General features: G+C 56.1%; 17 protein-coding genes, 2 tRNA genes and 1 pseudogene. 3 read left to right on the plus strand and 17 right to left on the minus strand.

The window, feature by feature from the left end; translation table 11 throughout:
* Positions 1-25: 25 nt before the first annotated feature.
* The 7 genes from uvrC to NBH13_RS01000 all read right to left on the minus strand — a co-directional run bounded on the left by uvrC (position 26) and on the right by NBH13_RS01000 (position 12,450).
* On the minus strand, positions 26-2,344 hold the full coding sequence (gene uvrC, locus NBH13_RS00970) for an excinuclease ABC subunit UvrC (RefSeq protein ID WP_144164066.1): 2,319 nt from the start codon (positions 2,342-2,344) through the stop codon (positions 26-28).
* Complete coding sequence (gene uvrA, locus NBH13_RS00975; RefSeq protein ID WP_186291080.1) at positions 2,341-5,328, minus strand: excinuclease ABC subunit UvrA; 2,988 nt, start codon at positions 5,326-5,328, stop codon at positions 2,341-2,343. Before uvrA ends, uvrC begins: the two co-directional genes overlap by 4 nt.
* 48 nt (positions 5,329-5,376) lie before the next feature.
* On the minus strand, positions 5,377-8,862 hold the full coding sequence (locus tag NBH13_RS00980; protein WP_144171414.1) for an ATP-binding protein: 3,486 nt from the start codon (positions 8,860-8,862) through the stop codon (positions 5,377-5,379).
* Positions 8,862-9,557 (minus strand): DUF4194 domain-containing protein, encoded by a 696-nt coding sequence (locus NBH13_RS00985; protein WP_410050764.1) that lies wholly within the window; start codon positions 9,555-9,557, stop codon positions 8,862-8,864. Before NBH13_RS00985 ends, NBH13_RS00980 begins: the two co-directional genes overlap by 1 nt.
* Positions 9,558-9,646: 89 nt before the next feature.
* Complete coding sequence (locus tag NBH13_RS00990; protein WP_144171419.1) at positions 9,647-11,143, minus strand: DUF3375 domain-containing protein; 1,497 nt, start codon at positions 11,141-11,143, stop codon at positions 9,647-9,649.
* A 532-nt stretch (positions 11,144-11,675) separates the two neighbouring features.
* Positions 11,676-11,751, minus strand: a tRNA-Gly gene (locus NBH13_RS00995).
* 321 nt (positions 11,752-12,072) lie between these two features.
* Entirely contained in the window at positions 12,073-12,450 is a 378-nt protein-coding gene (locus tag NBH13_RS01000) for an MGMT family protein (protein WP_144164086.1), read from the minus strand.
* A gap of 230 nt (positions 12,451-12,680) precedes the next feature.
* Here NBH13_RS01000 and NBH13_RS01005 point away from each other — a divergent pair, with 230 nt between their 5' ends.
* The gene (locus tag NBH13_RS01005) at positions 12,681-14,282 is read left to right on the plus strand and encodes an ABC-F family ATP-binding cassette domain-containing protein (RefSeq protein ID WP_099571835.1); all 1,602 of its coding nucleotides are present in this window, start codon (positions 12,681-12,683) and stop codon (positions 14,280-14,282) included.
* Between the two features lie 328 nt (positions 14,283-14,610).
* On the opposite strand, the gene NBH13_RS01010 is transcribed toward NBH13_RS01005, so the two are convergent.
* From NBH13_RS01010 to NBH13_RS01025, 4 genes and pseudogenes are all read right to left on the minus strand, one after another.
* Positions 14,611-16,029: a C1 family peptidase gene (locus NBH13_RS01010; RefSeq protein ID WP_099571833.1), complete on the minus strand. Its 1,419-nt coding sequence runs from the start codon at positions 16,027-16,029 to the stop codon at positions 14,611-14,613.
* Positions 16,022-16,798 carry a MazG nucleotide pyrophosphohydrolase domain-containing protein gene (locus NBH13_RS01015; protein ID WP_144164058.1) on the minus strand — a complete coding sequence of 259 codons (777 nt, stop codon included), beginning with the start codon at positions 16,796-16,798 and terminating at the stop codon, positions 16,022-16,024. Before NBH13_RS01015 ends, NBH13_RS01010 begins: the two co-directional genes overlap by 8 nt.
* Before the next feature lie 293 nt (positions 16,799-17,091).
* On the minus strand, positions 17,092-18,120 hold the full coding sequence (locus NBH13_RS01020; protein ID WP_099571831.1) for a cation diffusion facilitator family transporter: 1,029 nt from the start codon (positions 18,118-18,120) through the stop codon (positions 17,092-17,094).
* 96 nt (positions 18,121-18,216) lie between these two features.
* A pseudogene (locus NBH13_RS01025) lies at positions 18,217-18,647 on the minus strand (GtrA family protein).
* Between the two features lie 137 nt (positions 18,648-18,784).
* On the opposite strand from NBH13_RS01025, the gene NBH13_RS01030 reads away from it, so the two are divergent.
* Complete coding sequence (locus NBH13_RS01030; RefSeq protein WP_250778530.1) at positions 18,785-19,915, plus strand: 5-methyltetrahydropteroyltriglutamate--homocysteine S-methyltransferase; 1,131 nt, start codon at positions 18,785-18,787, stop codon at positions 19,913-19,915.
* Positions 19,916-20,063: 148 nt separating this feature from the next.
* On the opposite strand, the gene NBH13_RS01035 is transcribed toward NBH13_RS01030, so the two are convergent.
* The 3 genes from NBH13_RS01035 to NBH13_RS01045 are packed head-to-tail and all read right to left on the minus strand — an operon-like array spanning position 20,064 to position 22,454.
* Positions 20,064-20,831: a carboxymuconolactone decarboxylase family protein gene (locus NBH13_RS01035; RefSeq protein ID WP_250778532.1), complete on the minus strand. Its 768-nt coding sequence runs from the start codon at positions 20,829-20,831 to the stop codon at positions 20,064-20,066.
* A gap of 51 nt (positions 20,832-20,882) precedes the next feature.
* On the minus strand, positions 20,883-21,929 hold the full coding sequence (locus tag NBH13_RS01040; RefSeq protein ID WP_099571828.1) for a zinc-dependent alcohol dehydrogenase family protein: 1,047 nt from the start codon (positions 21,927-21,929) through the stop codon (positions 20,883-20,885).
* A 60-nt stretch (positions 21,930-21,989) separates the two neighbouring features.
* Complete coding sequence (locus NBH13_RS01045; RefSeq protein ID WP_250778534.1) at positions 21,990-22,454, minus strand: MerR family transcriptional regulator; 465 nt, start codon at positions 22,452-22,454, stop codon at positions 21,990-21,992.
* Positions 22,455-22,894: 440 nt separating this feature from the next.
* Here NBH13_RS01045 and NBH13_RS01050 point away from each other — a divergent pair, with 440 nt between their 5' ends.
* Positions 22,895-23,578 (plus strand): ECF transporter S component, encoded by a 684-nt coding sequence (locus NBH13_RS01050; protein WP_099571826.1) that lies wholly within the window; start codon positions 22,895-22,897, stop codon positions 23,576-23,578.
* 167 nt (positions 23,579-23,745) lie between these two features.
* On the opposite strand, the gene bsh is transcribed toward NBH13_RS01050, so the two are convergent.
* The 3 genes from bsh to tsaD all read right to left on the minus strand — a co-directional run bounded on the left by bsh (position 23,746) and on the right by tsaD (position 26,217).
* Positions 23,746-24,696: a choloylglycine hydrolase gene (bsh, locus tag NBH13_RS01055; protein ID WP_250778536.1), complete on the minus strand. Its 951-nt coding sequence runs from the start codon at positions 24,694-24,696 to the stop codon at positions 23,746-23,748.
* 284 nt (positions 24,697-24,980) lie between these two features.
* A tRNA-Asn gene (locus tag NBH13_RS01060) sits at positions 24,981-25,056 on the minus strand.
* A gap of 117 nt (positions 25,057-25,173) precedes the next feature.
* Positions 25,174-26,217, minus strand: coding sequence for a tRNA (adenosine(37)-N6)-threonylcarbamoyltransferase complex transferase subunit TsaD (gene tsaD, locus NBH13_RS01065; protein WP_250778538.1), 1,044 nt, complete (start codon positions 26,215-26,217; stop codon positions 25,174-25,176).
* Positions 26,218-26,241: the final 24 nt, after the last annotated feature.

The raw sequence follows: 26,241 nt of genomic DNA on the forward strand, positions 1-26,241 counted from the left end.
ATTATCTTTTTTCCGCTACTCAATCCTAATCCATTCCATCCTTCGGGCTATTCGACGAAACTGCATCTTCCGTCGGTCGCTGCCCGTCATGGGCGTGCAACGCCTGATAAATGGCTTCGGCTTTGGCTTTCCCAACGCCTTTGACCTGCTCGAAATCCTCGACATTCGCCTCTCGCATGGCACGAACCGAACCAAAATGGTTCAGCAGACGCTTCTGATACGCCTCTCCGACGCCGGGAATATCGTCCAATGCGGAACGCAATGCACCTTTCCTTCGTGTCTGGCGATGGTAGGTAATGGCGAAACGATGCGACTCGTCACGAACACGTTGCAGCAGATACATGCCTTCGGACTGACGTTTGAGGATGATTGGATAATCGTCGTCCGGAACCCATACCTCTTCCAAACGTTTCGCCAATCCACAGACGGCCACATCATCCACGCCGCAATCCTCAAGTGCTTTCGCTGCCGCCATGACCTGCGGTTTGCCACCGTCAACTACCACGAGATTCGGCTTATAGGCGAAATGATGACGGTTGACGTTCTGCTGCACCGACGGCTCCTCGCCCTGTTCGGATGCTCGTCGTTCGTTGTCCATGCTTTCGCCGGAATCGCCTGCGATATTGCCATGCCGGAATCGACGTGTCAGCGTCTCATACAATGCGCTCAAATCGTCAAGCGCGCCTTGCCCGTCCGCGCCGCGAATGGCGAAACGACGATATTCCGACTTCTTGGCGATCGCATCCTCGAACACTACCATGGAAGCGACCTGGAACGCGCCACCAACGGTATTGGAAATGTCGTAGCATTCGATACGTAACGGCGCCTGTTCAAGCCCAAGCGCCTTGGCGACATCATTCATGGCCGTAGTGCGGGCACCCATATCGCTGATACGGCTCATTTTGCTGCGCTGCATCGACTGCTTGGCATTGTCGTTGGCACGGTCCAGGAGTTGCTTTTTGTCTCCCCTGCTGACCACGCGAATGCTCACGGCACCGCCGCGCAGTCCGCTGAGCCACGATTCCAACTCCTCACGCCGGGCTGGCTCGATGGGAACGATCACCTCACGCGGCACCGGAGAGATAGGAGCGAGCAAATCCGCACGACCAGTCTGCCCCTGACGTTCATTGCGTTCTCGTGTTGCCTGTGCGCGCGCCAAAGCATCGGTCGCAGTCACGGTTTGCGTTGATCCGATGGCATTACGTTGTTCGGTGACGACAGTTGACTGGGGGGCATTGGATGTATCCCCCGCGGTTTCCGAATACACTTGTACGATGAGGTCGGCGATCAGCTCCTCGTCTGTCACATCCTCAACCCGTTCCACGCTCCAATTGCGTTCTCCGCGAATGGAACCGGCACGCACGTAAAACGCATGCACGGATGCTTCCAGCTCATCCGATTCGACGCCGAAAAAGTCGGCATCGACATCGGAATCGAACACTACGGCATTCTGCTCGACCACCGTGGACAGCATTTGGATTTGATCACGCAATCGTGCTGCCTTTTCAAACTCAAGTTCAGCACTTGCTTCTTTCATTTCGCGAGTGAGCTGTGCGATATACGATTTGCCGATGCGACCGGTCAGCACGCCGACGAGCTGCTCGCACATTTTCCGGTGTTCCGCTGCATTGATGCGCCCGACACAAGGTGCCGAACACTTGCCGATCGAAGCCAACAGGCATGGGCGCCGGGTAACTTCCGCCTTGTGATAGACGTTTTGCGAACAGGTGCGCACGGGGAAGGTTTTCAGCAGACGATCAAGACTATGCCGCAAATCCCATACCTTGGCATAGGGGCCGAAATATCTGGTATCACGACGTTTGCGGCTTCTGGTCACCCACACCCTCGGCACGCGCTCTGAGGATGAAATCGCCAAATACGGGTAGGTTTTGTCGTCTCGGAACACGACGTTGAATCGTGGATCAAACTCTTTGATCCACGTGTATTCCAATGTCAATGACTCAAGTTCGGTACCTACGACCGTCCATTCCAGGCTGCGTGCCGTAAGCACCATGGTCTGGGTACGCGGATGCAGCTGATACAACGGCTGGAAGTAGTTGGTCAAACGATTGCGCAGGTTTTTGGCCTTGCCCACATAAATGACCCTGCCTTCGCCGTCTCGCCACTTATAGACGCCCGGCTGTGCCGGAATATCGGATGTTTTCGGACGAAACAGGTCGCGCGAATCCCCCAGCAGAGGCGCGCCATTCTTGTTAACTCTTCCGCAGGAAGGCGCATTTCCGTCAGAAAGGGCACTCCTTACGGTATCGCTGCTGTCAACGTTCATCTGCTCGGCGGTTTTGCGCCAAACTTCCGGACTGTGACGTTCAATGGGTGTGCTCACAGCATGTCCTTAAGGAATTTGCCGGTCCAGGACCGCTCGCACTGCGCCACCTGTTCCGGCGTGCCTTCAGTAACGATAGTGCCGCCTCCATCTCCGCCCTCTGGGCCAAGATCAATAAGCCAGTCAGCCGATTTGACCACATCGAGATTGTGTTCAATAACGATGACGGTATTGCCTTTGTCTACCAATCCCTGCAGGACAAGCAGTAGTTTGCGCACATCTTCAAAATGTAAGCCTGTGGTAGGTTCATCAAGAATATATACGGTTTTACCCGTAGACCTTCGTTGCAATTCCGTGGCAAGTTTCACTCGCTGCGATTCGCCTCCGGAAAGCGTTGGAGCTGGCTGTCCGAGTCGAATATATCCCAGGCCCACCTGAACGAGCGTGTCGAGATAGCGAGAAATGGAAGGATAGGCCTTGAAGAACTGGGCAGCCTCTTCGATTGGCATGTCAAGCACATCGGCAACGGATTTGCCGTTGTATTTCACTTCCAGCGTTTCGCGATTGTAACGTTTGCCATGGCATTCCTCGCAGTCCACGTACACGTCCGGCAGGAAGTTCATTTCGATTTTCAGCGTGCCGTCGCCGTGGCAGGCTTCGCACCGTCCGCCCTTGACATTGAACGAAAAACGTCCTGGACCATATCCACGTACCTGAGCTTCGGGAGTCTTAGCAAACAACGTGCGGATTTTGTCCCATACTCCGGTATAGGTGGCCGGATTGGAACGAGGGGTACGCCCAATCGGGTTCTGATCGACGTGGATCACTTTGTCGCACTGGTCCACGCCTTCCACCCGGGTATGCTTGCCGGGCACGATGCGTGCGCCGTTAAGTTTGTCGGCAAGCACCGGATACAGAATCTGATTGACCAAAGTGGACTTGCCGGAACCGGAAACACCCGTCACGCAGGTGAAGACTCCCAGTGGGAAATTAACCGTCAGATCCTTCAGATTGTTTTCACGGGCTCCGACCACGCGCAGTTGTTTGGTTTTGCGTACTTTGCGTCGGGACTGTGGCACTTCGATCTTTCTACGACCAGCGATATAGTCTCCTGTAACCGAGCGTGGAGCGTCAATGAGTTTTTTTGCGGGGCCAGAATAGATGACCTCGCCACCATGCTCGCCAGCTCCCGGTCCGATGTCGATGACCCAGTCGGCATTCTTGATGGTGTCCTCATCATGCTCCACGACAATCAGCGTATTGCCGAGATCGCGTAGGTGATGCAACGTGGTGATCAGGCGTTCGTTGTCTCGCTGATGCAAGCCGATGGACGGTTCGTCAAGTACATACATCACGCCCACCAGTCCGGAACCGATCTGCGTCGCCAAACGGATACGCTGTGCCTCGCCGCCAGACAAGGTCTTGGCCGCACGGGACAACGTCAGGTAGTTGAGTCCGACGTCGTTGAGAAATCCAAGGCGGGCACGAATCTCCTTCAGAACTTCGCCTGCGATTTGAGCGGCCGATCCTTCAAGTTGCAAGCCATTCGCCCATACGAGGCTTTTCTCGGCGGACATGTCACACACGTCGGCGATGGACTCGCCGCCAACGGTCACTGCCAATACCTCAGGGCGAAGTCTACGTCCCTGGCATGCCTGGCATGGCACTTCGCGCATGTACGATTCGTAGTACTGTTTCATCTGGTCGGAATCGGTCTCGTCGTGCCTGCGCATCAGTGTGCGCACTACACCTTCAAAACCGGTGGAGTATTCGCGCATGCGACCCCAACGATTACGATATGAGACTTGAACCTTGAAATCGCGCCCATACATGATGGCCTGACGAGCCTCCTCCGGAAGATCTTTCCAAGGAGTGTCAAGATCGAATCCCATCTCATCGCCGAGCCCCTCAAGCACATGACGGTAATATTCGCCAGTGCCCTTGGTCATGCCCCACGGTTCGATGGCATTCTCATTCAGGGTTTTGCTGGGATCGGGAATCACCAGTTCCGGATCAATCTCCAGCTTGTATCCGATGCCGGTACACACGGGGCAGGCGCCGTACGGCGCATTGAATGAGAATGTACGAGGCTCGATCTCGTCAAGCTCAAGCTGATGGCCGTTCGGACATGCTCGTTTCTCGGAAAACGGCTTGCGGCGGCCGGGATCCTTCTCATCCAAATCCACAAAATCAGCTACAACGATACCCTTGGCGAGTCTCAACGCGGTTTCAATGGAATCGGTCAAACGCTGACGAATGCCGTCTTTGACCACCAGTCGGTCCACCACCACTTCGATGGTGTGCTTCTTCTGCTTGGCAAGTTTGATATCGTCAGACAGCTGCTTCTTCTCGCCGTCGATCAGCACACGCGCGTAGCCGTCGCCTCGTAACAGATCAAGTAAGTCCTCGAACTCTCCTTTACGCCCGCGAACGACCGGCGCGAGTATCTGGAATCGTGTACGTTCCGGATACTGCAGCAGCGCATCCACCATTTGCTGTGGCGTCTGCGCACTTACCAACGCGCCGCATTCCGGGCAATGTGGAACGCCCGTACGCGCGAACAGCAGTCGCAGGTAATCGTAAATCTCCGTAATCGTACCGACCGTCGAACGCGGATTACGATTCGTGGTCTTCTGATCAATCGACACGGCCGGGCTCAAGCCTTCGATGAAATCGACATCCGGCTTGTCCATCTGCCCCAGGAACTGCCTCGCGTACGCCGACAGCGACTCCACATACCTGCGTTGGCCTTCGGCGAACAGCGTGTCGAACGCAAGCGAGGATTTGCCGGAACCAGACAACCCTGTGAACACCACCATGCGATTGCGTGGAAACTCAAGGTCCACGTTCTTCAGATTATGCTCACGAGCGCCCTGGATGATGATTTTGAGGTCGTTGGGTAGGTGTTTGAGGTCGGCTGTGAGTGATCCGTTTTTTTGTTTGAGGGGGGCCTTTTTGATTTCTTTTGTGAGGAATGCGTCGCTGGTGAGTATGCGTTCGATTATGGTTTCGCCGTTTGTTGTGTTGTTGTGTTTGGTTGTCACGGCTTGCCTCCGCTGTGGGTGTTTTGGGTTCTGGTTGTTTAGGATACCTTATTTTTTATTGTGATTTCGAACGGGTGTTCTATTTGTGGTGTGTTGTTTTTCATTGGTGGTGGGTTGCGTTTCGTTTTGCGCGATGGTCGCGCTGTCGAGTTCCTGCAGGTATGAGTTGCCGGTGGTTGGGTCCTTGTATGCCACGTATGCTCTGTTGGAGACGTTGAGGATTTCCGCGGTTTTGCTTTCCGGGGCGGAGACGATGATTTGGAAGCCGAGTCGTGGCAGTACGGTGAGCGCGCGTTTGGTGTAGCGGCCGTCGGCTTTGATGAGTGCTTCGTCGAGGAAGAGCGTGGTGTAGGTGGGGTGTGCGGTGAGGTCTCCGCCGAGTAGGTAGATGAGGGCTGCACCGTAGACGAATGAGGTGAGTTCTTGCAGGGCTCCGCCGGATTTTCCTCCGGTGGAGCTGATGCGTTCGTCGGGGGCGTTGTTGTGGTGCACGATTGCGTAGAATGAGCTGCGTACGCGTGGGTCGAGGTTGCGTGCGCCGTATTCTTTGATGCCGTTGGCGTCGTGTATTTTTTCGAGTTCGTTGTTCAGTCCGTTGATGAATGTTTCGCAGTTGTTGAATGCTTTGCGTGTTTCTGTGGGGTTGTTGGTTGCGTTGCGTGTCCAGTCTTCGAGTTTTGACAGGATGCGGCTGAGGGAGGTTTCGAATTGGCGGTCGGTGGGGCTGAAGGTCACGTCGAGTGATAGTCTGCCGCCTCGTGGGCCGAATTGTTGCTCTTTGAGCATGCTGTTGATGCGGTTGAGCTGTTCTTTGATGTTTTCTTCGTCGGTGCGTAGCGCGCGGTTGAGCTGTTGGAAGCTCATGTAGAGTTTTTTGACGCTGTTGGCGTATTCTTCGTCGGTTGCTGCGCGGGTGACGAGCATGTTGAGTTCGTTGAGTTCGTCGAGGAAGTATCGGTAGTCTTCCACGCTTGCCATGACGGTGTTGTCGTCTGTGGAGTGGTTTTTGAGGTAGTCGTCCATGATGCGTTCCGTGTCAGCGCGCAGTTGGTTGGCTCTGGCGTTGATTTCTTGGATTCGAGTGCGTGCGATGCGTGATATGTTGCGTAGCACGCGCGTGTGGAATGGTGTTTCGTTTTCATGGTCGAAGAGGCCTGCGATGAGTTTCGGCCGGTCTTGCGCGTGCACGGATGCGCCGAAGCAGCTGTCGTATGCGTCGGCGAGTAGGTTCGACACCATGCTGGATAGTGTGGAGTCATCGAAATCGGTGTTGCCATGGGCGTCGAGCCATGATTGTTCGGCTTGGACGGCGTGTTGGGCGTTGTCAAGGTCGTTTTCGGCTTGATACTGGTTTTTGTTTTCGGCGGTGGCTTGTTGGCTGAGCTGTTTCAGTTCGGCTTGTAGTTGGCCGAGTTCCGGGTTGCCTTCGATGCGTTCGATCTGCTTGCGGATTCGTGTTTCCTGTTCCTGCAGTCCGTCCACGTCGATTTTGTTCCATGGCATGTCGGCTATGATTCGTGCGAGCTCATGCTCGTCTTGCAGCAGGCTGATGGCGTTGGACATTTGTTCGATTTGACGGTCGGCGTCGTTCAACGCCCGTTCGGCCTTGTCGAGCTGGTTTTTCAGTTCGGCCAAGTATTGTTCGTTCATGAAGCCGATGACTTGGTGCAGTCCTTTGCTGCCGTGGAATCCACGGTCGCCGGATTTGATCTGACCATCGGCCTGCACCTGTCGTTCAATGCGGTTCGAATCGTCGATGGCATGAACGCAACGCGCGTCGAAGTGCGGTGACGTCGTCTGCGTTTTCAGCCATCCGACGAACGGCGAATCCTCCCGATACTGCAGTTTCGACGACATCCAGCCCTCACTGCTGGAGGAATCGTATCGCATGCCGGTATCGACGAACCGCCAGGTGCGGCGCGTCATGAGGTTCGGGTCGATGGCGCTGATCTTCGCCGCGAATCCTTGTTCGTGGCGTTTGTCGACGAGAATGGTTTGCGCGATGGGCGCGTAGGCGACGTTCATTGCCAAGCGCCACTGTTCATTCTGTTCGTTCACGTCCATCAGTTCGGCCACATACGGCAGTTCAGACGCGTCCAGTCCGGTCGCCCGCATGATGAGCGTGCGCGCGTCGTCCATATCGTCGCTGATGCGTGTTTTGTGCGCGAGCTTGCGCTGGTAGTCCCGTCGTAGGATGTCACGGTCGCGCTGCCGGTCGTGACGCTCCCCCACCAATTGTCGGAATTTGACGTTCGCATCCCGCAGTCGTTCCTCATACGTGTCGAACGTTTTGGCAAGTATGGCGCGTTTGGCGTCCCATGCCTGCTCGCTATCGGGAAGCCTGTATTCGACCTGTCCGAATCGTTCGGCTATGGCATGTCGTTGCCTGCGCGCCTCGTCAATGTCCTGGCGCACGCGTTGCAGATCTTTGCCGAGCTGCTGCAGGCTGCCGCCGTCGATGCCGCGGATGCGTTCCTTAATGGCGTCGACTCGCGTGTTGAGCTCGCCGACGCGTTGTTTCGCCCGGTCGATGGCCTCCTGCGATTCCCTGACCTTGCGTTGCATGGCCGGCAGCCCCGCGCGCACTTCGCCGGCCATGCGCGAGCACGCCCATACGGACAGCGTCTCGCCGCCATGCTCGCTGTCAGGATTGATGAGCTCGTATTCGCGTCGTTCGCTGATTTGCTTCGCGTATTCGCCGTAACGTGTCTGAATGTTCTGCAGGATGGCGACGCGGGCCATTTTGTCTTCCATGCTGCGGAAGTTCTCGCTGAACCGGTTATAGTCGTTGACGGTTTCGCGGGCGAGAGGGATGGATTCCGGTATGTCGAGCACGCCCTGTTTGAAAATGTCGTCGAGTTTCGAGGGTGCGTCCGCCGATTGGATTTTATGCAGGAGACGGCAGGCGTCGGCGCTCAATCCCATGTCTTGCCAGACGGAGGCGTGGAAAGCCGCGGCGTTGGCATGCGTGGTGCATTCCGGATAGGTTTTTTCGAACATGGACCGGGTGAATGGCGTGTCGCGGTACTGGTCCATGAGCCGTGGGTCGATGGTTCGATTCCACGTGACATACCGGCGGCGCAGGCCGTCCTGCCCGTCTCCGGCGCTCAGATAGAGGAATTTGCCGCAGGAAAGCAGGCCTCCGTCGGTTTTGTTCACGTATGTGTCGACGATCGCTCCCCAAATGTTCTGCGGAACGCCGTCCGCATCCCTGCCACGCAGGAAGATCGGCGTTTCGCCGTTCTCACTGTCGCTCACGCCGATCATGCCACGCAGATAGGTGTAGTCGTTACGTTCCGAACGACCGGAATTCGACGCCTTATTGTAGGGGGTTCCGGATGGGTAAAGCAGCGAGATCTGCGCGTCGACGAGAGTGGATTTGCCTGATTCGCTGGCGCCGGCGAGCAGCGTCACAGGCATGATGTCGTCCATGGATGGGCGGAATTCATGCCAGCCTCCATAGGAGCCCCAGTTGACGATCTGTCGGCTTTGCAGCATCCACCTGTCGGAAACGATCTTCATGCCGTCTGCCATCAGTGCTCCTCTTCATCGAAACGGTCGTCGTCGATGTTGAAATCGAATGCGTCTTGTTCCATGCCGGCCGTCATCCTGTCGTCCGTACCGGCAATGTCGTTGTCGTCGGCGGGTACGCTCCCGTCCGCGGCTCCGGATCCGAGCCACTGGTCGGCAAGATTCCTGTCAAGCACCATGGGCACCAGGGGCGTGAGAACGTACATGTCGTCGTCTTCGGCTGGCGCGAGATACCCATAGGTACGCATGCGCGAGACGATGGACGTGATCTTCCTCGCCGTGCCCTCCTCGTCGTTGCTGGCGGTGAGGAATCCCGCGCCGGTGGCGAGTAGCGCGCGGATGTCGTCGAAACTGATGAGCCAATCGCACGGTTCGGCGTTCTGGTTCTCGTATTCCAACACCTTGATGCGAAGCGCGGCAAGCGTGGCGGCCTCCTCGCGGGTCAGGCTCATGCGTGTTTTCAACGAACGGATGCTTGTTTCCGAATCGGTGACCGGCGACGCGTACATGATGTGATATTTCGTATTGTCGACCAGTCTGAGCATGTCGTTGTTGAGCGAACGTTCCACAGCCTCGCGGTGCTCGCAGGCATGGTCGTACAGGCTTCCATCGATGTAACGTTCGCGTTTGAGCGCGATCGCTGCCATGCGCGCCTCGATGGGCATGTCGCCGGTATCGCCGTTGAACAGCGCGGGCATGGCCTGCGGACTGTCCGATCCTTCGAACGACGGTTCGTTTCCCGTCGGTGTCTCTTCTTCGATGCTGGTTTCGATGTCGTCCGTCATGCTTATTTCTCCTCGATGATGTCGTCGAGCGTTGCTTCGGTGGTGAGAATGGGTTTGGTGCGCCATACGCGTTCGTTGCCGTCGATCGATACGCAGTGCCATGTCACGTATGACGAGTCGTCCTGCGTGCGCAGGGCGCTGAGGAAGCCGACCAGTTCGCTCTCCCTCCGTTCGTTTTTCGGCAGCCGGTTGAAGCTTTCCGCAAGATCCACGAACATGCCGTCCGATGTCGTCGCCGGATTGCGGCGAATAAGCCTGATCATGCGTGTCAGACGCGGACCGCATATTTCGACCATGTTCTTGAGGTCGGGCGCTTCGACGGTCGCCGTTGGAGCGTCGTTCAGACTGGACGATATGGCTCGCGCCATTGACTTGGCCGGCCGTGACGGCAATGCTTGGAACTGCGCCTGCCCCGCGCCCGTATGGTAGGGGCGTGACGGATCGTTGGGATTGGCTTTGGCTTCGGCGCTGGTCTTCGCGAACAGCTGGTTGAGTTTGACGAGCATGGTCCGGTAGCTGGTGTCCGTCTGCTGGCGTACAAGACGGCTGACCGCCTCATCGGACGTGCGGATCTGCCGGCGCACGTCTTCGATACCCTCGTAGATGCGTTTGAGTTCGGAACGCACCTGATTGAGCAGCACGCTCGGCTCGCCATCCAAATACGGGTTTCTGGCGATGTCTCGCACTGCATCGTCGATTTCGCGCCTGCCCTCGTCGGTGACGATGACCTGGAACGCGTCTTCGAAACGGCGTCCGCTGTCGGATTCGCGGAACGCTCGTCGATATTCGTCATGGTATGCGGTGAGGATGCTTTCCACGCTCAGAGCGCCGGCCTGCATGCGCCGGCGTAGCGCGTCGCCGTTGTCCCGTTCGGACAGGGCAAGCTCACGCAGATCGATGGGCACGCCACGCAGGGTGTTGTGAATCACGCCGATGATGTCGCCGACCTGTTCGGACGTGAGCTTCTCCAGAGCCTCGCTATGCTCCAGTTCGTCGATTTCCTTCTGCCGTTCCTCGATGTCTTTCTTCAGCAGGCGGATGCGTTCACGCGGATCAGCGGTCAACTGCATGCGCGCGTTTTCGATTTCCATGATGATGCTGTTGGCCTGCGCGCCGGACAACGCTTTCGTGGTGTCTTCAAGTCTATCGAGCGCTTCGATGGCGCGGTGCGCTCGCGCGGTGAGCCGGTACAGGTAGCGATGCGAGGCCACGTCCATGGAATTGGCGAGCCAGGCGTAGTCGCTCTCCCCCTCGCGGGTAAGGTCAAGCAGGATCGAATGTGCGGCGTCGCGTGCGGTTTGTCCGTTTTTCAACGTGTGGCCGCCGGTTTCGATAAGCCTGTTGAGGCTGCGTACGAACCGCTCTTCTACGATTTCGCGCGGCAGTTCACCGGTCAACGGGTCGAACGTGGATCGCAACAGTGCGACATACAGCATGGAATTGGCGCGCAGCAGCAACCGTAGCACACCGGTTTCGTATACGGGTCGGAGTCGCTCCATCTCCCGTCTGATTTCAGCCAACAATACGCCTTTCCACGTGTTCCGATGCCTTGACGCAAGTCTTCATTGTAAACGAAAACATGAAAAAGACGCCGCATTTACAGTACGAATGCGACGTCTTTTCCATGTTTACGAAAGAGGGAAACCTACCTCCGTCCAGTTTCAGGCTAGATGCTCATGCTCATGAGCTGGGCCGCGTACTCCTCCACTAGTTCGCTGTCCCGTTCCGTCCACTCGTGGCTGGCGGAATCGTCCGGCACGAAAATAATGTCGCTGTTCTCATTCATTTGTTTTTACCTCCGTCCGTTCCGCTCTTCCCCGGCATCGTTGCCTGTTTGGCGGAACCGCTCCAAGTCTCCCGCATGGATTGTCCCTTTTCAAGAGAACGTTCACATTGTGGTCAAACGTTTTTTCAGCGAAGAAGGATCCGGCTCGGATTCGGGACGCGCGATCCGTTGGCCGGATACTTGGTTCTGCAATCCCGCGGTCTTTACCGGGATATGAAAAAAGCTTCCCTTCGGAAGCTTTTTGATGGAGCGGACAACGGGACTCGAACCCGCGGTCTCAACCTTGGCAAGGTTGCGCTTTACCAACTAAGCTATGTCCGCAAGTGTTTTCCACCGTGGTGGGCAACGAGTAGAAAATATACATGAAGCATGCCGACTCTGCAAATTACGGCGTGTCGCGCTATTTTCCAACGATAAAGCCGATATTGCGTCATGGTCCGAGGAGCCGGCGCCAACGATGCGGCCGGCATCCCGACCGACTTCGCCCCCCAGTGCGTCCTGCTGCCGAATGCCTTGCCGTTCCGCCATCTGCGCCCCATCGCTCTTCGCATTATGGCAGGCACCCATTATCCAACCGCGGCGGATAAGGCAGATGGCGTCGGGAAAAGCCGAACGTAAGCTGTTGACGCGGATCGAAGGCGACTAGGCGTCCCACTGGCAACGGGCGAGATCGACGCGCAGTCCGGAAGCCCCGGCGTTCGAGTCTTTCATCTCGCCCGACTCGCTGAGTTCGGACATGCCTTTCGGGAGTATGAAGGCAACGCCTTCCTCTTCGAGCAGAAGCCGCTGTCTTTCCGGACCGCCGAACGCGAATCCGGGTGCCAACGAACCGTCTCGAAACACCACACGATGACACGGAATCACGCCCGGTTCAGGGTTCGAATGCAGGGCATAGCCGACGAAACGCGCGTTGCGCGGCGCTCCAGCCAAAACCGCAACCTGCCCATAGGTGGCGACTTTGCCCTTTGGAATGCGCCGCACCACCTCATAAACACGCTTATTGAACAGCCCTTTCTCCATCATCGCCCCTTTCCTGGTCGATAAATCCACCATGACTGACCTTACTATGCCCATTATGGTCTTGTTTTTCATGATGGAAGAGGCATGATGAACGTTCCGGTCATTTATGGTTGCGGGCGTTCGGTATGATGTTCGATTGGCGTTTGGCTTTATGAAAACGATGGGCAGGCCGTTATGTGCGGCACGGCCAGTTTGGAACGACAGTAACGAAAGTGCAGAGGTGTTGAGGCATGGCAATTGAAGCGCAGGAGCTTGAGATTCAGATCGGCGCGCGCACGTTGCTGCATCCCACGAATTTCCACGTCGCCAAGGGCGACAAGATCGGTCTGGTCGGACGTAACGGTGCCGGCAAGACCACGCTCACCCGCGTGATCACCGGCGACATGCTGCCCACCGCCGGCAAAGTGCGTGTATCGGGCAAGCTCGGCTATCTGCCACAGGACACGCATGCCGCCGATCCGGAACAGACCGCGCTCGACCGCATGATGAGCGCGCGAGACATCGCATCGATCATCAGTCGTATCCGCAAGGCCGAAAAGGAGATGACCGATCCGGATCCGGACGTCATGACCCGCGCGATGAACCGTTACGACAAGGCCATGCAGGATTTCGAAAAGGCCGGCGGCTATGCGGCGCAATCCGAGGCGACCGCGATGGCCGCAAGCCTCGGTCTGCCGCAGGAGGTCATGGGCCAGCAATTGGGCACGCTTTCCGGCGGCCAGCGTCGTCGTATCGAACTGGCCCGCATCCTGTTCTCCGACGCGGACACGCTGATCCTCGACGAGCCGACCAACCATTTGGACGCCGACTCCATCGAATGGTTGCGCGGCTACCTGAAGAAATACGAGGGTGGATTCCTGGTCATCTCCCACTCCACCGAACTGCTCGACGAAGTGGTCAACAAGGTCTGGCATCTGGACGCGCAGCTCGGCCAGATCGACATGTATTCCCTCGGTTGGAAAGCCTACCTGCACCAGCGTGCTGTGGACGAGGAACGTCGCCGTCGCGAACGTGAAGTGGCAGAGAAGAAGGCGGAACGCCTCATGCAGCAGGGTATCCGCTTGCATGCGAAGGCAACCAAGGCCGTGGCCGCGCAGAACATGATGCGTCGTGCGGAGAAACTTCTCGAGAACACATCCGAGGCACAAAAGCAGGAGAAAGTGGCGGATATTCGGTTCCCGGAGCCGGCTCCGTGCGGTCGCACGCCGATCATGGCGAAGGACGTTTCGAAAGCGTATGGTTCGAACATCGTGTTCGCCGGCGTGAACTTGGCCATTGATAAGGGTTCGCGTGTGGTGATTTTGGGATACAACGGTGCTGGTAAGACCACCACCCTTCGTCTGCTCGCGCATTTGGAAGAGCCGGACACCGGTTCCGTGGATTACGGTCACGGCTGTAAGATCGGCTATTTTGCACAGGAACATGACACGCTTGATTTGAACGCCACGGTACTCGAAAACCTCATTCACGTGGCCCCGGAACTGAACGATACGCAGGCGCGTTCGATTCTTGGCTCGTTCCTGTTTTCGGGCGATGATGCGTTGAAGCCGGCCCGTGTGCTTTCCGGTGGTGAAAAGACCCGCTTGGCGTTGGCGACATTGGTGACGAGCCGTGCGAACGTGCTGCTGCTTGACGAACCGACCAACAATCTTGATCCGGCTTCACGCGATGAGATCCTCAAGGCCATCGCCAAGTATGAAGGCGCCATTGTGCTCGTCACCCACGATGAGGGTGCGGTGCAGGCATTGAACCCTGAACGTGTGCTGCTCATGCCTGACGGCGACGAAGACCTATGGAACGACTCCTATCTGGAACTGGTCGCCGAAGAGTAAACCGAGTAATTCGAGTTTTATTGGGATTGAAAATGCCGGACGCGAGAAACGTCCGGCATTTTCTTTTCGCATGCGCTTCACAAGTATTCGACGATCCACAAACTTGCCTTGGGACCTGCGAACAATCCATGGCTTGCAAGCGGTCCCGACTCATGAATCGCATGTTGATTGCCAATTGTCGGCTTGAGCCGATTTGTTTGTCTGGAAGTCGCCATGCCAATCGTCTGAATCATTTTCGGATTTCGCCACGCATCCCCTAGCCTCCGCGCTCCTCTTGCGAAGGCAACGCGCGGAACAGGCCAGAGGGACGCGACCTGTGCACAAGCCTTCATCGGCTTCGATTGGTGAGCGGCTCCCAAGGTTCAAGCTCAACCGGCTGATCGGCCAGTATTTCGCGCGTGGCCTCGTCAAGATACTCTTTGCGAATGATCAGTTCGGTAACATAACGGTCGAACCAAGCATCGGACGCCACATAATAGCCATCCTGACCATTATCCTTACCCCAACTGTTCTCCACCTTCCAACGATTCGGGCGACCATCCTCATCTAAATTCACGCCGGTCAAAGTCATGGCATGATTGCTTGGGCAATCGCCATACTCCAACCCCCTAGCCTTGTCGAACGTGAATTCCGTACCGAAAAGCTGGTCAACGCGCACGGTATCGCAATCAAAGAAGCCATCGCCACGCAGCGAAAACTGCATGCAATCACAAGCGAACCAAATCGGATGACCACCACTGATCTGATCCACGGCAGCCTTCTTGAACACGTCAAGAGGCACGTTCACGAACTCCATATCACCCGCCTCAGCCACATTGGCCGAAAAACGAATACGATACCGCTTGCCAAACGGACGGCTTTCCACCGGCACATTGCACAACGTAACCAGATCGTTCACGTCCACCGGCACGTACTTCTTGTAAAACTCCATCGGAGTGATGCCGAACTCACGAATCTGCGGACGCTCATCCTTACCGGTCTTCGCAGCCTTTTCAGACGAACCATCCCCCGCGGTTTTCTTCTTGGCATCATCCTTGTCATCGCTCATACGCGCAAGAAAATCAAAACGCTCCGGAGGCTCCCCCAACGCGATCGCGCACATGCGATACACCGTGGCCATATCCTCATTCTTCAACGCACGCAATTCATCCAACGACGTTCCAGCCGTATGACGGTCACGCAAATCGGATGCGAACTCACGCAGCTTCGTATTCAAATACTGCTTGAACGCATCCGAATTTCTCGAATTAGCCGACTCCGGATAGGCGCTCTTCGGCACCAAACCATACTTGTTCACCAAATCGGCGAACATCTGCCACCAACCACCATCATCGGCCGGACCATAATTAATCGCCTCGAACACACGACTATCCAACGGCTCATCCAACGTGGCAAGCACATTCTCCAAATACGTGTTCGACTTCTCCATCGCATCCCAGAAAAACAGGTAGGTTTCCGAAAACTCGAAGTCCTCCAAATTCCAACGATGCATCAACTCATAACGCAACGTATTAAGCGCCGCAAACATCCAACAACGTCCCGAACTACGCTGATTGGTGATACTCCCCTGCTTCAGTTCAATGGAGAAATCATTCTGCAGTACGCGCTCGCCCTTGTAGTCGGTAGCTGCGGCAAGTACGCCGGACGATACTGCCGCATTGGCGGCCACCAGATTGGCTCGGTCAGCGTTGAAGTCCACGGAATACTGTTTGAGCAGCGCTGGGTCGAGTGCTTTGACATCACTCATGGTTCATGGTCCTTTCGATGTGTTTGATTTCGGATTCTATGCCGCGTAAACGGCAACGCAGGTCGGATTCCACGTCCACGCCGTCGCGTTGCGCCTTGCGTATGATGGCGATGATTTCGTCGGCATAAGGATGGCTGACATCATGCTGTTCGTCCGTCCGTTCTGCGTTTGGATTGAATGCGGTTTCGAGCTGGTCACGATACTGCGATTTGTGCACTCTCGATACGATTTTCGTGGCACGTGGCAGTGCGCCTTGTGCGTGGGAGATGCCTTCGAGCACGGACTTGCGATGCTTCTCTTTCTGCTTCATCGCTTCCCACAGTTTCAGCGTATCTTGTGCGCTTTCCGGTGCCGGTACGGAATCGTCGGCAGCATCGTCTGTTTGGAAGACGTGCGGATGGCGGGTGATGAGCTTGTTGACGAGACGATTGCACACTTCATCGATATTGAACGGATCCTGCGCATCCACGGCACATACTTGCGCTTGGAAGACGGATTGTAGCAGCATGTCGCCGAGCTCCTCGCGCATATTGTCTCGATCGTTCGTTTCCACGGCGTCGATGTATTCGTAGGTTTCTTCCAACAGTGGTTTAAGCAGGCTTGTATTGGTTTGTTCGCCGTCCCAAGGGCATCCGCCTGGTTCGTGCAGAATGCGTACGACTTGCTTGACACGGTCTAACGCGCTAGGTGCATCGCGTACAGGGTCAAGTTTCGAACAATGCTCGAATCCTTCGGGCAACTGGTAATCATCATGTGCAGCTTCAGTCATGCCACCGATTGTTCTCGCATGTGCCGACCATGCAGCTGCAGCCGACAGCGGGCAGATTCCTCCAGTCGGTGGAGGAATCGGTACGTTCACGGTCGCCGAGGAGCCCAACGACAGGCCACGGATCGGATGCCGGAGAAGATACGTGCGCACAAGCTCAAGGAGACACCTAATAAGAAAGCGTGCGAAAAGGAGGAGCTGGCACTCCGAATTCGTCGGAATGCCAGCTCCTCATGAAAAGCCCGTATCGTCGTTTCGCCCTCTACGGTTCATGACCGTAGGCGCATTGCACGCCGCTACGAAACGATTTTGTGGTCGGTGCGGTAAAGGTCGGGCTCTACGTAGATTTCGAAACGGAACCATGGCAGTGCGGCACGCACGCTTCGTTCGATCTTGTTCACGGTCTCAACGTCGTAGTCGCGGTCGAGCTTGCTGGTCTGCACTTTGACGCACAACAAAATATCGTCTTCGGACATGTGCACGGTCTGCATATTCAGCAACCGCTCCACACCAGACGTCGAAATAACGGCCTGCTCAATCTTCTTTCGAGTATCCGAATCGACGGCCTCGCCAATCAGCAACGAACCCGATTTGAACATCAGCAGCAGCGATCCAGTAATCAACACAAGACCAACCATCAAACCGCCGAGCGCATCAAATATCTCATTATCGAGCAGAATCGCAAGACCGATGCCCGCCCCTGCGAATGCCAAACCGATCAGAGCAAGCGTATCTTCCATGATGACGGACGCGAGCTCCGCCGACTTGGTGCGTCTCCAGAAACGGAACACACCCATATGGGCCACACCCGTGCGCTCCATACGCTCGTTGGCTTCTTTGATGCTTTGATGCAGGCCGTAGCCTTCCAGACAAGCGCTGATAACCACCACGATGAACGCCACCAGCAGTTCCATCTGGTTGACGTCACGCAAAGCGGGATTTTCGGCAATGGCGAACAGTTTCTTCACCGCCTCGGAAGTGGAGAAGAAACCGCCGACGAAGAACAGTAGCGTCGCCACTACGAACGAGGCGAGATATTTGGCGCGATACAGGCCGAACGGGTGATCACCGTCCGTTTTGTGCTTGGAGAAACGCCCGCCTGCCATGAGCACGATTTCGTTGGAGCAGTCGGCGATGGAATGCACCGATTCGGAAAGCATTGCGGACGATCCGGTGAAGAACGCCGCGGCGAGTTTGGCGATGGCCACGCCGATATTGGCTCCAAGTGCCGCTTTTACGGCCGCTCCTTGATGCTCTGCCTCTTGTTGACGAATGTCGTTCGTATTGTTCGCGCTACTGTCGTTGGAATCTTGCGATTCGTTCATTGCCTTTCCATTTCTTTCTGGGGTTAATACAAGACATGTTCAATCATACATAGGGCGTTGCCATAGGGTGCCATTGGGATTGATACGTTCGCAGATTCAGCGGAAAATCACTTTCTTGCACAGCGGATATCCCCATGCGAACTGGCATGCCATGGTCATGAACTTCACCAACACCGCGTTCCATCCGAATGCGGAAGGCAGCCATGCCAGCATGGTGGAACCAAACAAGTAATTCCAAATCCACAGCAGAATGAACAATGCCACACTGCGTCCGAAATTGCTGGACGATTTGAACGTGACATTGCGGTTCATCAGAAAGTTATACGAAGCCGATAGCGTGATGGCCACGCCGTTCGCGACAGAAGACGGCACGGTAGCAGATGCAATAGGATGAACGATCCGAATTCCACAATGGTTTGCGTTGCGGAAACCAGCAGATACTTGCCTAAGGTTTTTGGCTTTTTCGTTTTGCCCCGTACCGTCGATTCGTCTGGCCCGTTTGCCTCATTCCGTTTGATGCCGCCCATACATATAACCTCTTGCTTTGATTTGATGGAGAACACTATAACGTCCCGTCTCACATTCTCGTCTTTTTGATGCATTGCTTCGGGAAACTGACTAATCTTCGTTAGGTATTTTTAACTGTCAGCAAAAGGAGCATCCAATGACGTATTCCCAGAACGCGCCGTTCCGCGCCGACGTGGTCGGCTCATACCTACGTCCGGCAGAGCTCAAGAAGGCCCGCGCCGATTTCGCAGCAGGCAAGATTGACAAGGCCGCCCTCAAGGCCGTGGAAGATAAGGCCATTATCGAACTGGTCGCCAAGCAGAAGGCTGCCGGCCTGCATGTCATCACCGACGGTGAGTTCCGTCGTGGCTGGTGGCATCTCGACTGTATGTGGGGCTTCGCCGGCGTGGAAAAGGTGTCGATGGACAAAGGCTATTTCTTCCACGATGAGGAGACCCGCGCCGAATCCGCACGCCTGACTGGCAAGATCGCGTTCGACCAGAATCACCCGTTCATCGAGCATTTCAAGTTCATCAAGCAGTTCGAAGACGACACTGTCGTCTCACGCCAGACCGTTCCGGCCCCGGCACAGCTGTATGCGGAGCTGTTCCGCCCGGAAAACATCGCTTCCGTGCACGAGTTCTACGGCGACACCCAGAAGGATTACGACGAGCTTGCCGATGACACCGCCAAGGCCTTCCATGGTCTGATCATGGCGCTGTATGAGGCCGGTTGCCGCAACGTTCAGCTGGACGACTGCACGTGGGGCATGTTCTGTGATCCGAACTTCAACCAGCATTACACCGCCGACGAGTTCGCCGCCATGCAGGAACAGTATGCCGCCATGAACAATGCCGCCATCGAGGATCTGCCGGAGGATCTGGTAATCACCACGCACGACTGCCGTGGCAATTACCACTCCACGTGGGCTTCCGCCGGCGGATACGCCACTGTGGCCGACGTGCTTTTCGGCAAGGAAAACGTCGCCGCCTACTACTTGGAGTTCGATGACGACCGTTCCGGTGACTTCGAACCGCTCGCCAAGGTTTCCAGCGACAAGCAGGTCGTGCTCGGCCTGATTACCTCCAAAAAGCCGGAACTTGAAGATCCGGAAACGATCAAGGCCCGCATTGCCGAAGCGGCCCAGTATGTGCCGCTCGACCGTCTGTGCCTGTCCACCCAGTGCGGTTTCGCCTCCACTGAGGAAGGCAACAAGCTCACCGAGGAACAGCAGTGGGCTAAGATCGCGCTCGTACAGTCCATCGCCAAGGATGTGTGGGGCGAGTGACGCCCGCACACGAGTAGCAATATACATAGAGGGACCGTTTGCCAATCTAATCATGACTGGCAAACGGTCCCTTCCATATCGGAGCGAGCATCAAGCAAGGATCGAAGCAAGCTATCCAGGCATCGGTTGATGTAAAACCTTACTGCAATCAGCCCTGCATCTGATTCGCGGCATCATTAATGCAACGAATCGCATTCAGCGTACGCGGATACCCGATATACGGCATGCACTGCGAAATGACGGCAATCAGAAAAGCCTTCTCATTGCCGATGTCCATATTGGCCTTCGCATGAGACGTCAGCTGCGGCTCGCAACCGCCCTGCGCGGCAAGGAAGCACAACGTGATTATCTCGCGTTCGCGATTGTTCAATCCTCCGCGCGTGTAATAGTCACCGAAGCAGTTGTCGGCAAGCCACTTGTTGATGTGTTGTGTCTCTTCGGGGCCGGATTGCGCGAATCCACGCATATGCTCGCCGAAGAGTTCGATCTGCTTGTCTTCGCCCGCCTTGGCGCGTGTTTCCGGCGTGGTGGTGCCTTGCGATTCGAGTGGTAGATGCACGTTGGCCGCGCCGAGGAAGTTGTTGAGCTTCTTCAGGAACGGCAGGGTTTTGCCGAAACCGCAGTAGGCGGTCGCCTGATACACCATTTCCTTGATGGCGATGGAGGACAGTCCAGTTTCGTAGGCCACCGGCAGCATCATTTCGAAAGCGTCCAGTCCCTGAACTCCTACCAGCACGGCGAGGATGGCCAGAGAACGGGTTTTGTCATCCAGATCAGGATGGTTCGCTCCCGGTTCGTTCACCACTTCGTCATAAGCGAAATTCGAGAAGAATTCGATGAATTCCGGATCGGTTTGTGACAACGTCCTGTCATTATTCCAAAACGAATTCATCCGTTTATGCAGCTCTTCGAACAAGACTTGCTTCCTTTCGTTTGATTTGCGCTTATTCTATCGTCGGCATGTTGCTCAGACTTCGCTGATGCGCAGCAGCGACTTTACGGTTCGGCGCTCGTCCATGGCCGCGTACGCTTCCTGAATATCGTCGAGCGTGTATTCGGAGGTGTAGACGATGCCCGGATTGATGTTGCCGTCGAGCACTTCCTTGAGCAGTCGATGCATATCGTACGTGCGCACTGGTGCCGGACCGCCGCGCAGACCGACGTTGCGGTAGAACAGTCCCGGAATGTCGGCTTCCACACCGTGCGGCAGGCCGACGCGGCCGACCACTGCGCCTGCTCGCGCCACCTTCATGGCGGTGTCGTTCGACAGCGCGGATCCCACGCATTCAAGCACTGCGTCGGCACCGTAGCCGTCGGTCATTCCCAGCACCTTGTCCACGGCCTCGTCGCCACGTTCCTCCACGAAATCGGTGGCGCCGAATTCGCGTGCGATACGCTGGCGGTCAGCATGGCGGCTCATGGAAATGATGCGCGTGGCGCCCATCAGCTTGGCGGACAGCACGCCGCACAGGCCGACCGCACCGTCGCCGAACACGACCGCGGTGTCCCCCAGCTTGATTTCGGCGGAAGCGGCCGCATGATAACCGGTCGACATCACGTCAGAGAGGGTGAGCAGCGATGCGAGCATGTCGTCGGAGAAGCTCTTCGCGTCGCCCGGAACGACCACCAGCGTGCCATTAGCTTCTGGCACGCGCAGGTATTCCGCCTGACATCCCAGTCCCTCATCGCCGAAATATCCGCCATGGGGGCAGCTGGATTCGAAGCCGGCCTTGCATACCGGGCACTTGCCGCAGCTGAATGGGAACGGCACGATCACGAAATCGCCCGGCTTGGCCACGGTCACATCATCGCCGACCTGCTCGACCACGCCGATGGCTTCATGACCGGCCTGGGTGTTGGGTTCCTTGCTGCCGTCGCGGTAGAACCACAGGTCGGATCCGCATACGCATGCGCGTACCACGCGGATGATGGCGTCTCCCCCGTCGATGATGGTCGGTTCGGCATGTTCTTCGCATGCCATCTGCTTGACTCCCTTGAAGATCGCTGCCTTCATGAGTTGCTCCCTTGCTGTGTGTGAATTGAATTGAGGTAATGTCTGCGATGATGCTTCGGCTTATGCGTCAGCCTTGCTGTGAATCTGTTTTTTCACTGTTTCGATGACATCGTGGTTTTCTTCCAGAAGTCGTTGCGCTTCGTCGTCATGGCCTTCCGCCACGGCACGCCAATAGAGTGTTTTGAGGGAAACATAGGCTTGCTGCATGCGGATGCTTTCTGCTTTTGCGGCCAAACGCAATGTCTGCGCGTCCAGTAGCTCCATTTGCCTGCGCGCGCCTTCGGTTCCGTCGAAACGGTTTTTCAGATACTCGCGCATGGCTTCAAGCGGCATGCCGGTCGCAGACAAGCAGGAAATGGTGACCAGCGATTGAATGTCTTCGTCAGTGTAGGCACGATAGCCAGAACTTGGGTCGCGTGCTATCGGGTCAATGATGCCGATCTGCTCGTAGTAGCGCAAAGTGGATTCGGGAAGTCCGGAAATCATGGATGCCTCACGAATCGTATGCCATGTTGTGGTACTCATATCCTGCACTGTAAAAACTTAAAGTGCTTGAAGTCTACTTGGCGTGTCGCATGCTATCGGATAGCAAAAGAACCTGTAATCCTGGAAATTAGCTAAGTTGCGTCTGCAAAGAGTGACTGACGTGTTCATCGCAAGGAACATAGGACCATGCTGTTTTGGCCGACTGCCGTCTCACGACAAGAAGCTCTTATGCTGCTGAGTTTAATGAAATCGTGCTGATCAGGTGTGCTGGACTGGGCCGTACGCCTGGATTTGGCGTACTTGTAACGGTATTTTGAACACAGGGAGATCCATGATGCATGTTCGGCAAGCAGCATGTCGTATAATGCCTTTCGTCGTTCCTGCCCGAGCCGCGCAGGTCGAGGAACGGCCCACGGCGACTGCCGCGATCTCCGACTCACGGTGCGCGGCATCGACCAACGCAAGGATTCATTATCATTATGGCGAAGCCATTCTCTGAAATTCATAATACGGACGCGAAGCTGTCGAAGCAGGTAAGGCAGTCTTTGAAAATAACCCAAGGAACACGCAAGGCCCTCACATGGCGTGTGGTCGATATCGCGGTCGGCGCGGCAGTAGGCGTGATGTCGGGAGTGATGTTCTGGGTGTTCGACGGCCTCTCGTATGGTCTTTTTCCATTGCTGACTTTGATTCTTCCTGGTTCAGCGGCGCTGCTTCATGCTTTGTTCTACTTCCCCGCCACGCTGGGGTCTCTGATTGTGCGCAAGCCGGGAGCTTCGGCCTATGTGCTTTTAGTCGCATCGTTCGTCGAGGTGGTGCTCGGCACGAAATACAGCGTGAGCCTGATTGTGATCGCGTTGGTGCAGGCGGCAGCCGCGGAAGCGGTATTCGCGTTGTTCCGCTACCGTCGTTGGACGCTCGGCGTCACCATTCTGTCTGCTTTGTCGGTTGGAATCGTCTACAACTTCTATCTGCTGTTCTTCTACTATCAGGCATTCTCGTTCTTCAGCCCGCGAGGCATCATCGGCACCATTTGCGAGCTGCTCAGCGCGGTGGCATTCGCCGGTTTCGGCTCCTGGGGAATGTATTGCGCTTTACGCAAGTCAGGTGTTCTGTCGCGATTCGCTTCCTCGCGTAAGGAACATAACGAGGAAAACGTTTGAAAGCATTCCTCGACCATTTTTAAATTATTTTTCCAAATAAATCTCATTAGTTTTACTGATCAAAAGGGCACAACGCCGGTTGCGACGTTGTGCCCTTTTATACTGTCCGCAGTGCGATCACTGCGGAATCTTCGGAACTGGAATCTTCGAACTCGAAATTCTCGGAATCAATCGGCAGTGATCAGTTCGCTCGAATCCATGTCGAAATCAGACATGGCAAACGAGCGGATCGCCGGATCCTCATACGTGTTCATGTAATACGTGTTGGTCTTTCCGGAATAACCGCTGGTGAACAGCGTGCGCTCGAACTGGCCGTTGCTCATCCTAGCGCAGCCGTCGACCATCTGCACGGAGGCCAGTGTATGGAACAAGCGTGCCACATTGGCGGACTCGTTGTTCTGCTGCGGATAGTGCGTATTGGTGTAGGCGACGCGCACGAAACGCGACGGTGAGCTCACGTCACCGGGAATGCCGTGCATGCTTACGCCGGCGCCCCATGCGCTCAGTTCCGCCTTGCCCCAAGTGGTCGGCTCCGCCATGTCGTTGCTCACGCACATGTAGTTGCGCAGGTTTTCCATATGGAAGTCGAAGGTAGGCTGGTTGGTGAGCACGTCTACATCGTCATGATGAACGTGCATGCCGTCGGACATCTGCTCGACGACGATGCTTCGGGTGCCGTCACCAATGAACCAGTGCAGCAGGGACTCCTGCTGGCCGGGCACGACCTGCGAAACGAGCGTCACGTTCTTCAACGCTTCTTCGACTTCGTCGACACTGTCGAAATTGCGCGCCACCCACAGCGGGAATTCGAAGGTGGCGACGTTTTCGGTTCCTTCGACTGGCTCGTGCGCAAAGGAGGCGTATCCGGGGAAGTTCAGTCCGGCAATGGCCAGGCCATGCTCGTTGGCGCAGTCGAAATACATGGGGCGGTCGGCCATGACCACGCCCACGCCGATCACCGCATTCGGTTCGCTCTTGCCTTCGGCCCCATACACATAGTCGTACTTGTAGCCTCGCGGAGTGACCAGAATGGTCTCGCCGTAGGAGAAGCTCCAGTCGAGATTACGGCCGAAATACATGTTTCCCTCATCGTCGGAGAAACGAACACCAGTGCACATATGGACTCCCTTCCATGATTTGCCGTGTTTTTCTTGCTTGCGTGTTCATGGTAAACGCCGCTTGCTGGGAAAATCTTAAGTTTTGCCCGTGGAGGAACCTGCTTTGGCTACCTCATCCATAGTATCGTTCTCCTCAATCATGAATTTCGTGTAAAACGTGCCTGCCGCAATATCCGGGTTATTGGCCAAAAGTTCCTATAAGCCGAGAACCTCGGCATCTTCGTTGATTCCTCGAATATGACGATGAATATGACAAAAGCCCTTGGTTTCCAAGGGCTTTCATATGGCTCCTGCGACTGGGCTTGAACCAGTGACCGTCCGATTAACAGTCGGATGCTCTGCCAACTGAGCTACGCAGGAATGCGCTGTGCACAAGACAAAAATGCTACACCAAAACTTGTGGATTGCAAATCTTCAGCGTGTCACATGCGTGTTTCGGCTTGCAAAACGTTTCCATTCGATGCTTTCAGTCCAATCTCACATGGAGATCTTCGTTAATGGCATAGCCGAATCGATTGCGAAATCAGGGCTTGACGGGGCCACTCCAGCCTCTACCAGATTGACTCCCAGCATGGCCACCATGGCGCCATTGTCGGTGCACAGTTTAAGCTGCGGCACGCGTACCTCGACACCATATTCCGCTCCAACCTCCAACAGTTTGGCGCGAAGCTGCGAATTCGCGGAGAAGCCGCCTCCCACAATCAACGTCTTCGAATCGTACTGCTCACAGCCGCGCATCGCCTTCTTGGCGAGCACGGTCGCCACGGAATCCGCCAACGACGCGCACACGTCATCCACGGGAATCTCATTGCCTTGCGCCTGCTGTTCCTCGATCCAACGCGCGACGGCCGTCTTCACGCCGGAGAAGCTGAAATCGTACGGATGCTGCTGGCCCGCTTTGCCTTGGGTGAGTCCTTGCGGCACCTTGATGGCGTGCGGGTCACCCAATTGCGCATGACGGTCGATATGAGGACCGCCCGGATATGGGAAGCCCAGCAGGCGGGCGACCTTGTCGAAGCATTCGCCGGCCGCATCATCAAGCGTTGTACCGACCACGTCGATATGGCGTGCGACATCCTCGACATGCAGCAGAGACGTGTGCCCGCCGGAAACGATCAACGCGAGCGTGTCTTTGGGGAACGGACCGAACTGCAGTTGCGTGACTGCGATATGCCCAATCACATGGTTGATGCCGTAAATCGGCTTGTTCGCCGCCCAGGCAAGCGATTTCGCACCGGACACGCCAACGGCGAGGCAGCCAGCAAGGCCGGGACCCGCGGACACGGCGATCGCATCGACGTCAGACAATGTCATGTTCGCGTCAGCCAACGCCTTGGAAACGCATGGCACGAACGCTTCGGCGTGGGCGCGTGACGCGATTTCAGGAATCACACCTCCGTAACGTGCGTGTTCATCCATGGAGGACGCGACGACGTTGGAGATCAGGGTGCGCCCCTGCACTACCGCGGCCGCGGTCTCGTCGCAGGTGGATTCGATGCCGAGTACGATTGGTTCGTTCATTGCTACTCCGTTTGCTGCTTTGCT

The sequence above is a fragment of the Bifidobacterium intestinale genome (assembly GCF_023656765.1).
Taxonomy (GTDB): domain Bacteria; phylum Actinomycetota; class Actinomycetes; order Actinomycetales; family Bifidobacteriaceae; genus Bifidobacterium; species Bifidobacterium hominis.

What these genes read in the sequence shown, in the direction of transcription:
- NBH13_RS01015 (WP_144164058.1), bottom strand. Translation starts at nt 16,798, where the DNA reads ATGACTGAAGCTGCACATGATGATTACCAGTTGCCCGAAGGATTCGAG.
- NBH13_RS00985 (WP_410050764.1), bottom strand. Translation starts at nt 9,557, where the DNA reads ATGCCCGCGCTGTTCAACGGCGATACCGGCGACATGCCCATCGAGGCG.
- tsaD (WP_250778538.1), bottom strand. Translation starts at nt 26,217, where the DNA reads ATGAACGAACCAATCGTACTCGGCATCGAATCCACCTGCGACGAGACC.
- NBH13_RS01000 (WP_144164086.1), bottom strand. Translation starts at nt 12,450, where the DNA reads ATGGAGAAAGGGCTGTTCAATAAGCGTGTTTATGAGGTGGTGCGGCGC.
- NBH13_RS01020 (WP_099571831.1), bottom strand. Translation starts at nt 18,120, where the DNA reads ATGAACGAATCGCAAGATTCCAACGACAGTAGCGCGAACAATACGAAC.
- NBH13_RS01040 (WP_099571828.1), bottom strand. Translation starts at nt 21,929, where the DNA reads ATGAAGGCAGCGATCTTCAAGGGAGTCAAGCAGATGGCATGCGAAGAA.
- bsh (WP_250778536.1), bottom strand. Translation starts at nt 24,696, where the DNA reads ATGTGCACTGGTGTTCGTTTCTCCGACGATGAGGGAAACATGTATTTC.
- NBH13_RS01005 (WP_099571835.1), top strand. Translation starts at nt 12,681, where the DNA reads ATGGCAATTGAAGCGCAGGAGCTTGAGATTCAGATCGGCGCGCGCACG.
- NBH13_RS01050 (WP_099571826.1), top strand. Translation starts at nt 22,895, where the DNA reads ATGGCGAAGCCATTCTCTGAAATTCATAATACGGACGCGAAGCTGTCG.
- NBH13_RS00980 (WP_144171414.1), bottom strand. Translation starts at nt 8,862, where the DNA reads ATGGCAGACGGCATGAAGATCGTTTCCGACAGGTGGATGCTGCAAAGC.
- NBH13_RS01030 (WP_250778530.1), top strand. Translation starts at nt 18,785, where the DNA reads ATGACGTATTCCCAGAACGCGCCGTTCCGCGCCGACGTGGTCGGCTCA.
- NBH13_RS01010 (WP_099571833.1), bottom strand. Translation starts at nt 16,029, where the DNA reads ATGAGTGATGTCAAAGCACTCGACCCAGCGCTGCTCAAACAGTATTCC.
- NBH13_RS00990 (WP_144171419.1), bottom strand. Translation starts at nt 11,143, where the DNA reads ATGGAGCGACTCCGACCCGTATACGAAACCGGTGTGCTACGGTTGCTG.
- NBH13_RS01045 (WP_250778534.1), bottom strand. Translation starts at nt 22,454, where the DNA reads ATGAGTACCACAACATGGCATACGATTCGTGAGGCATCCATGATTTCC.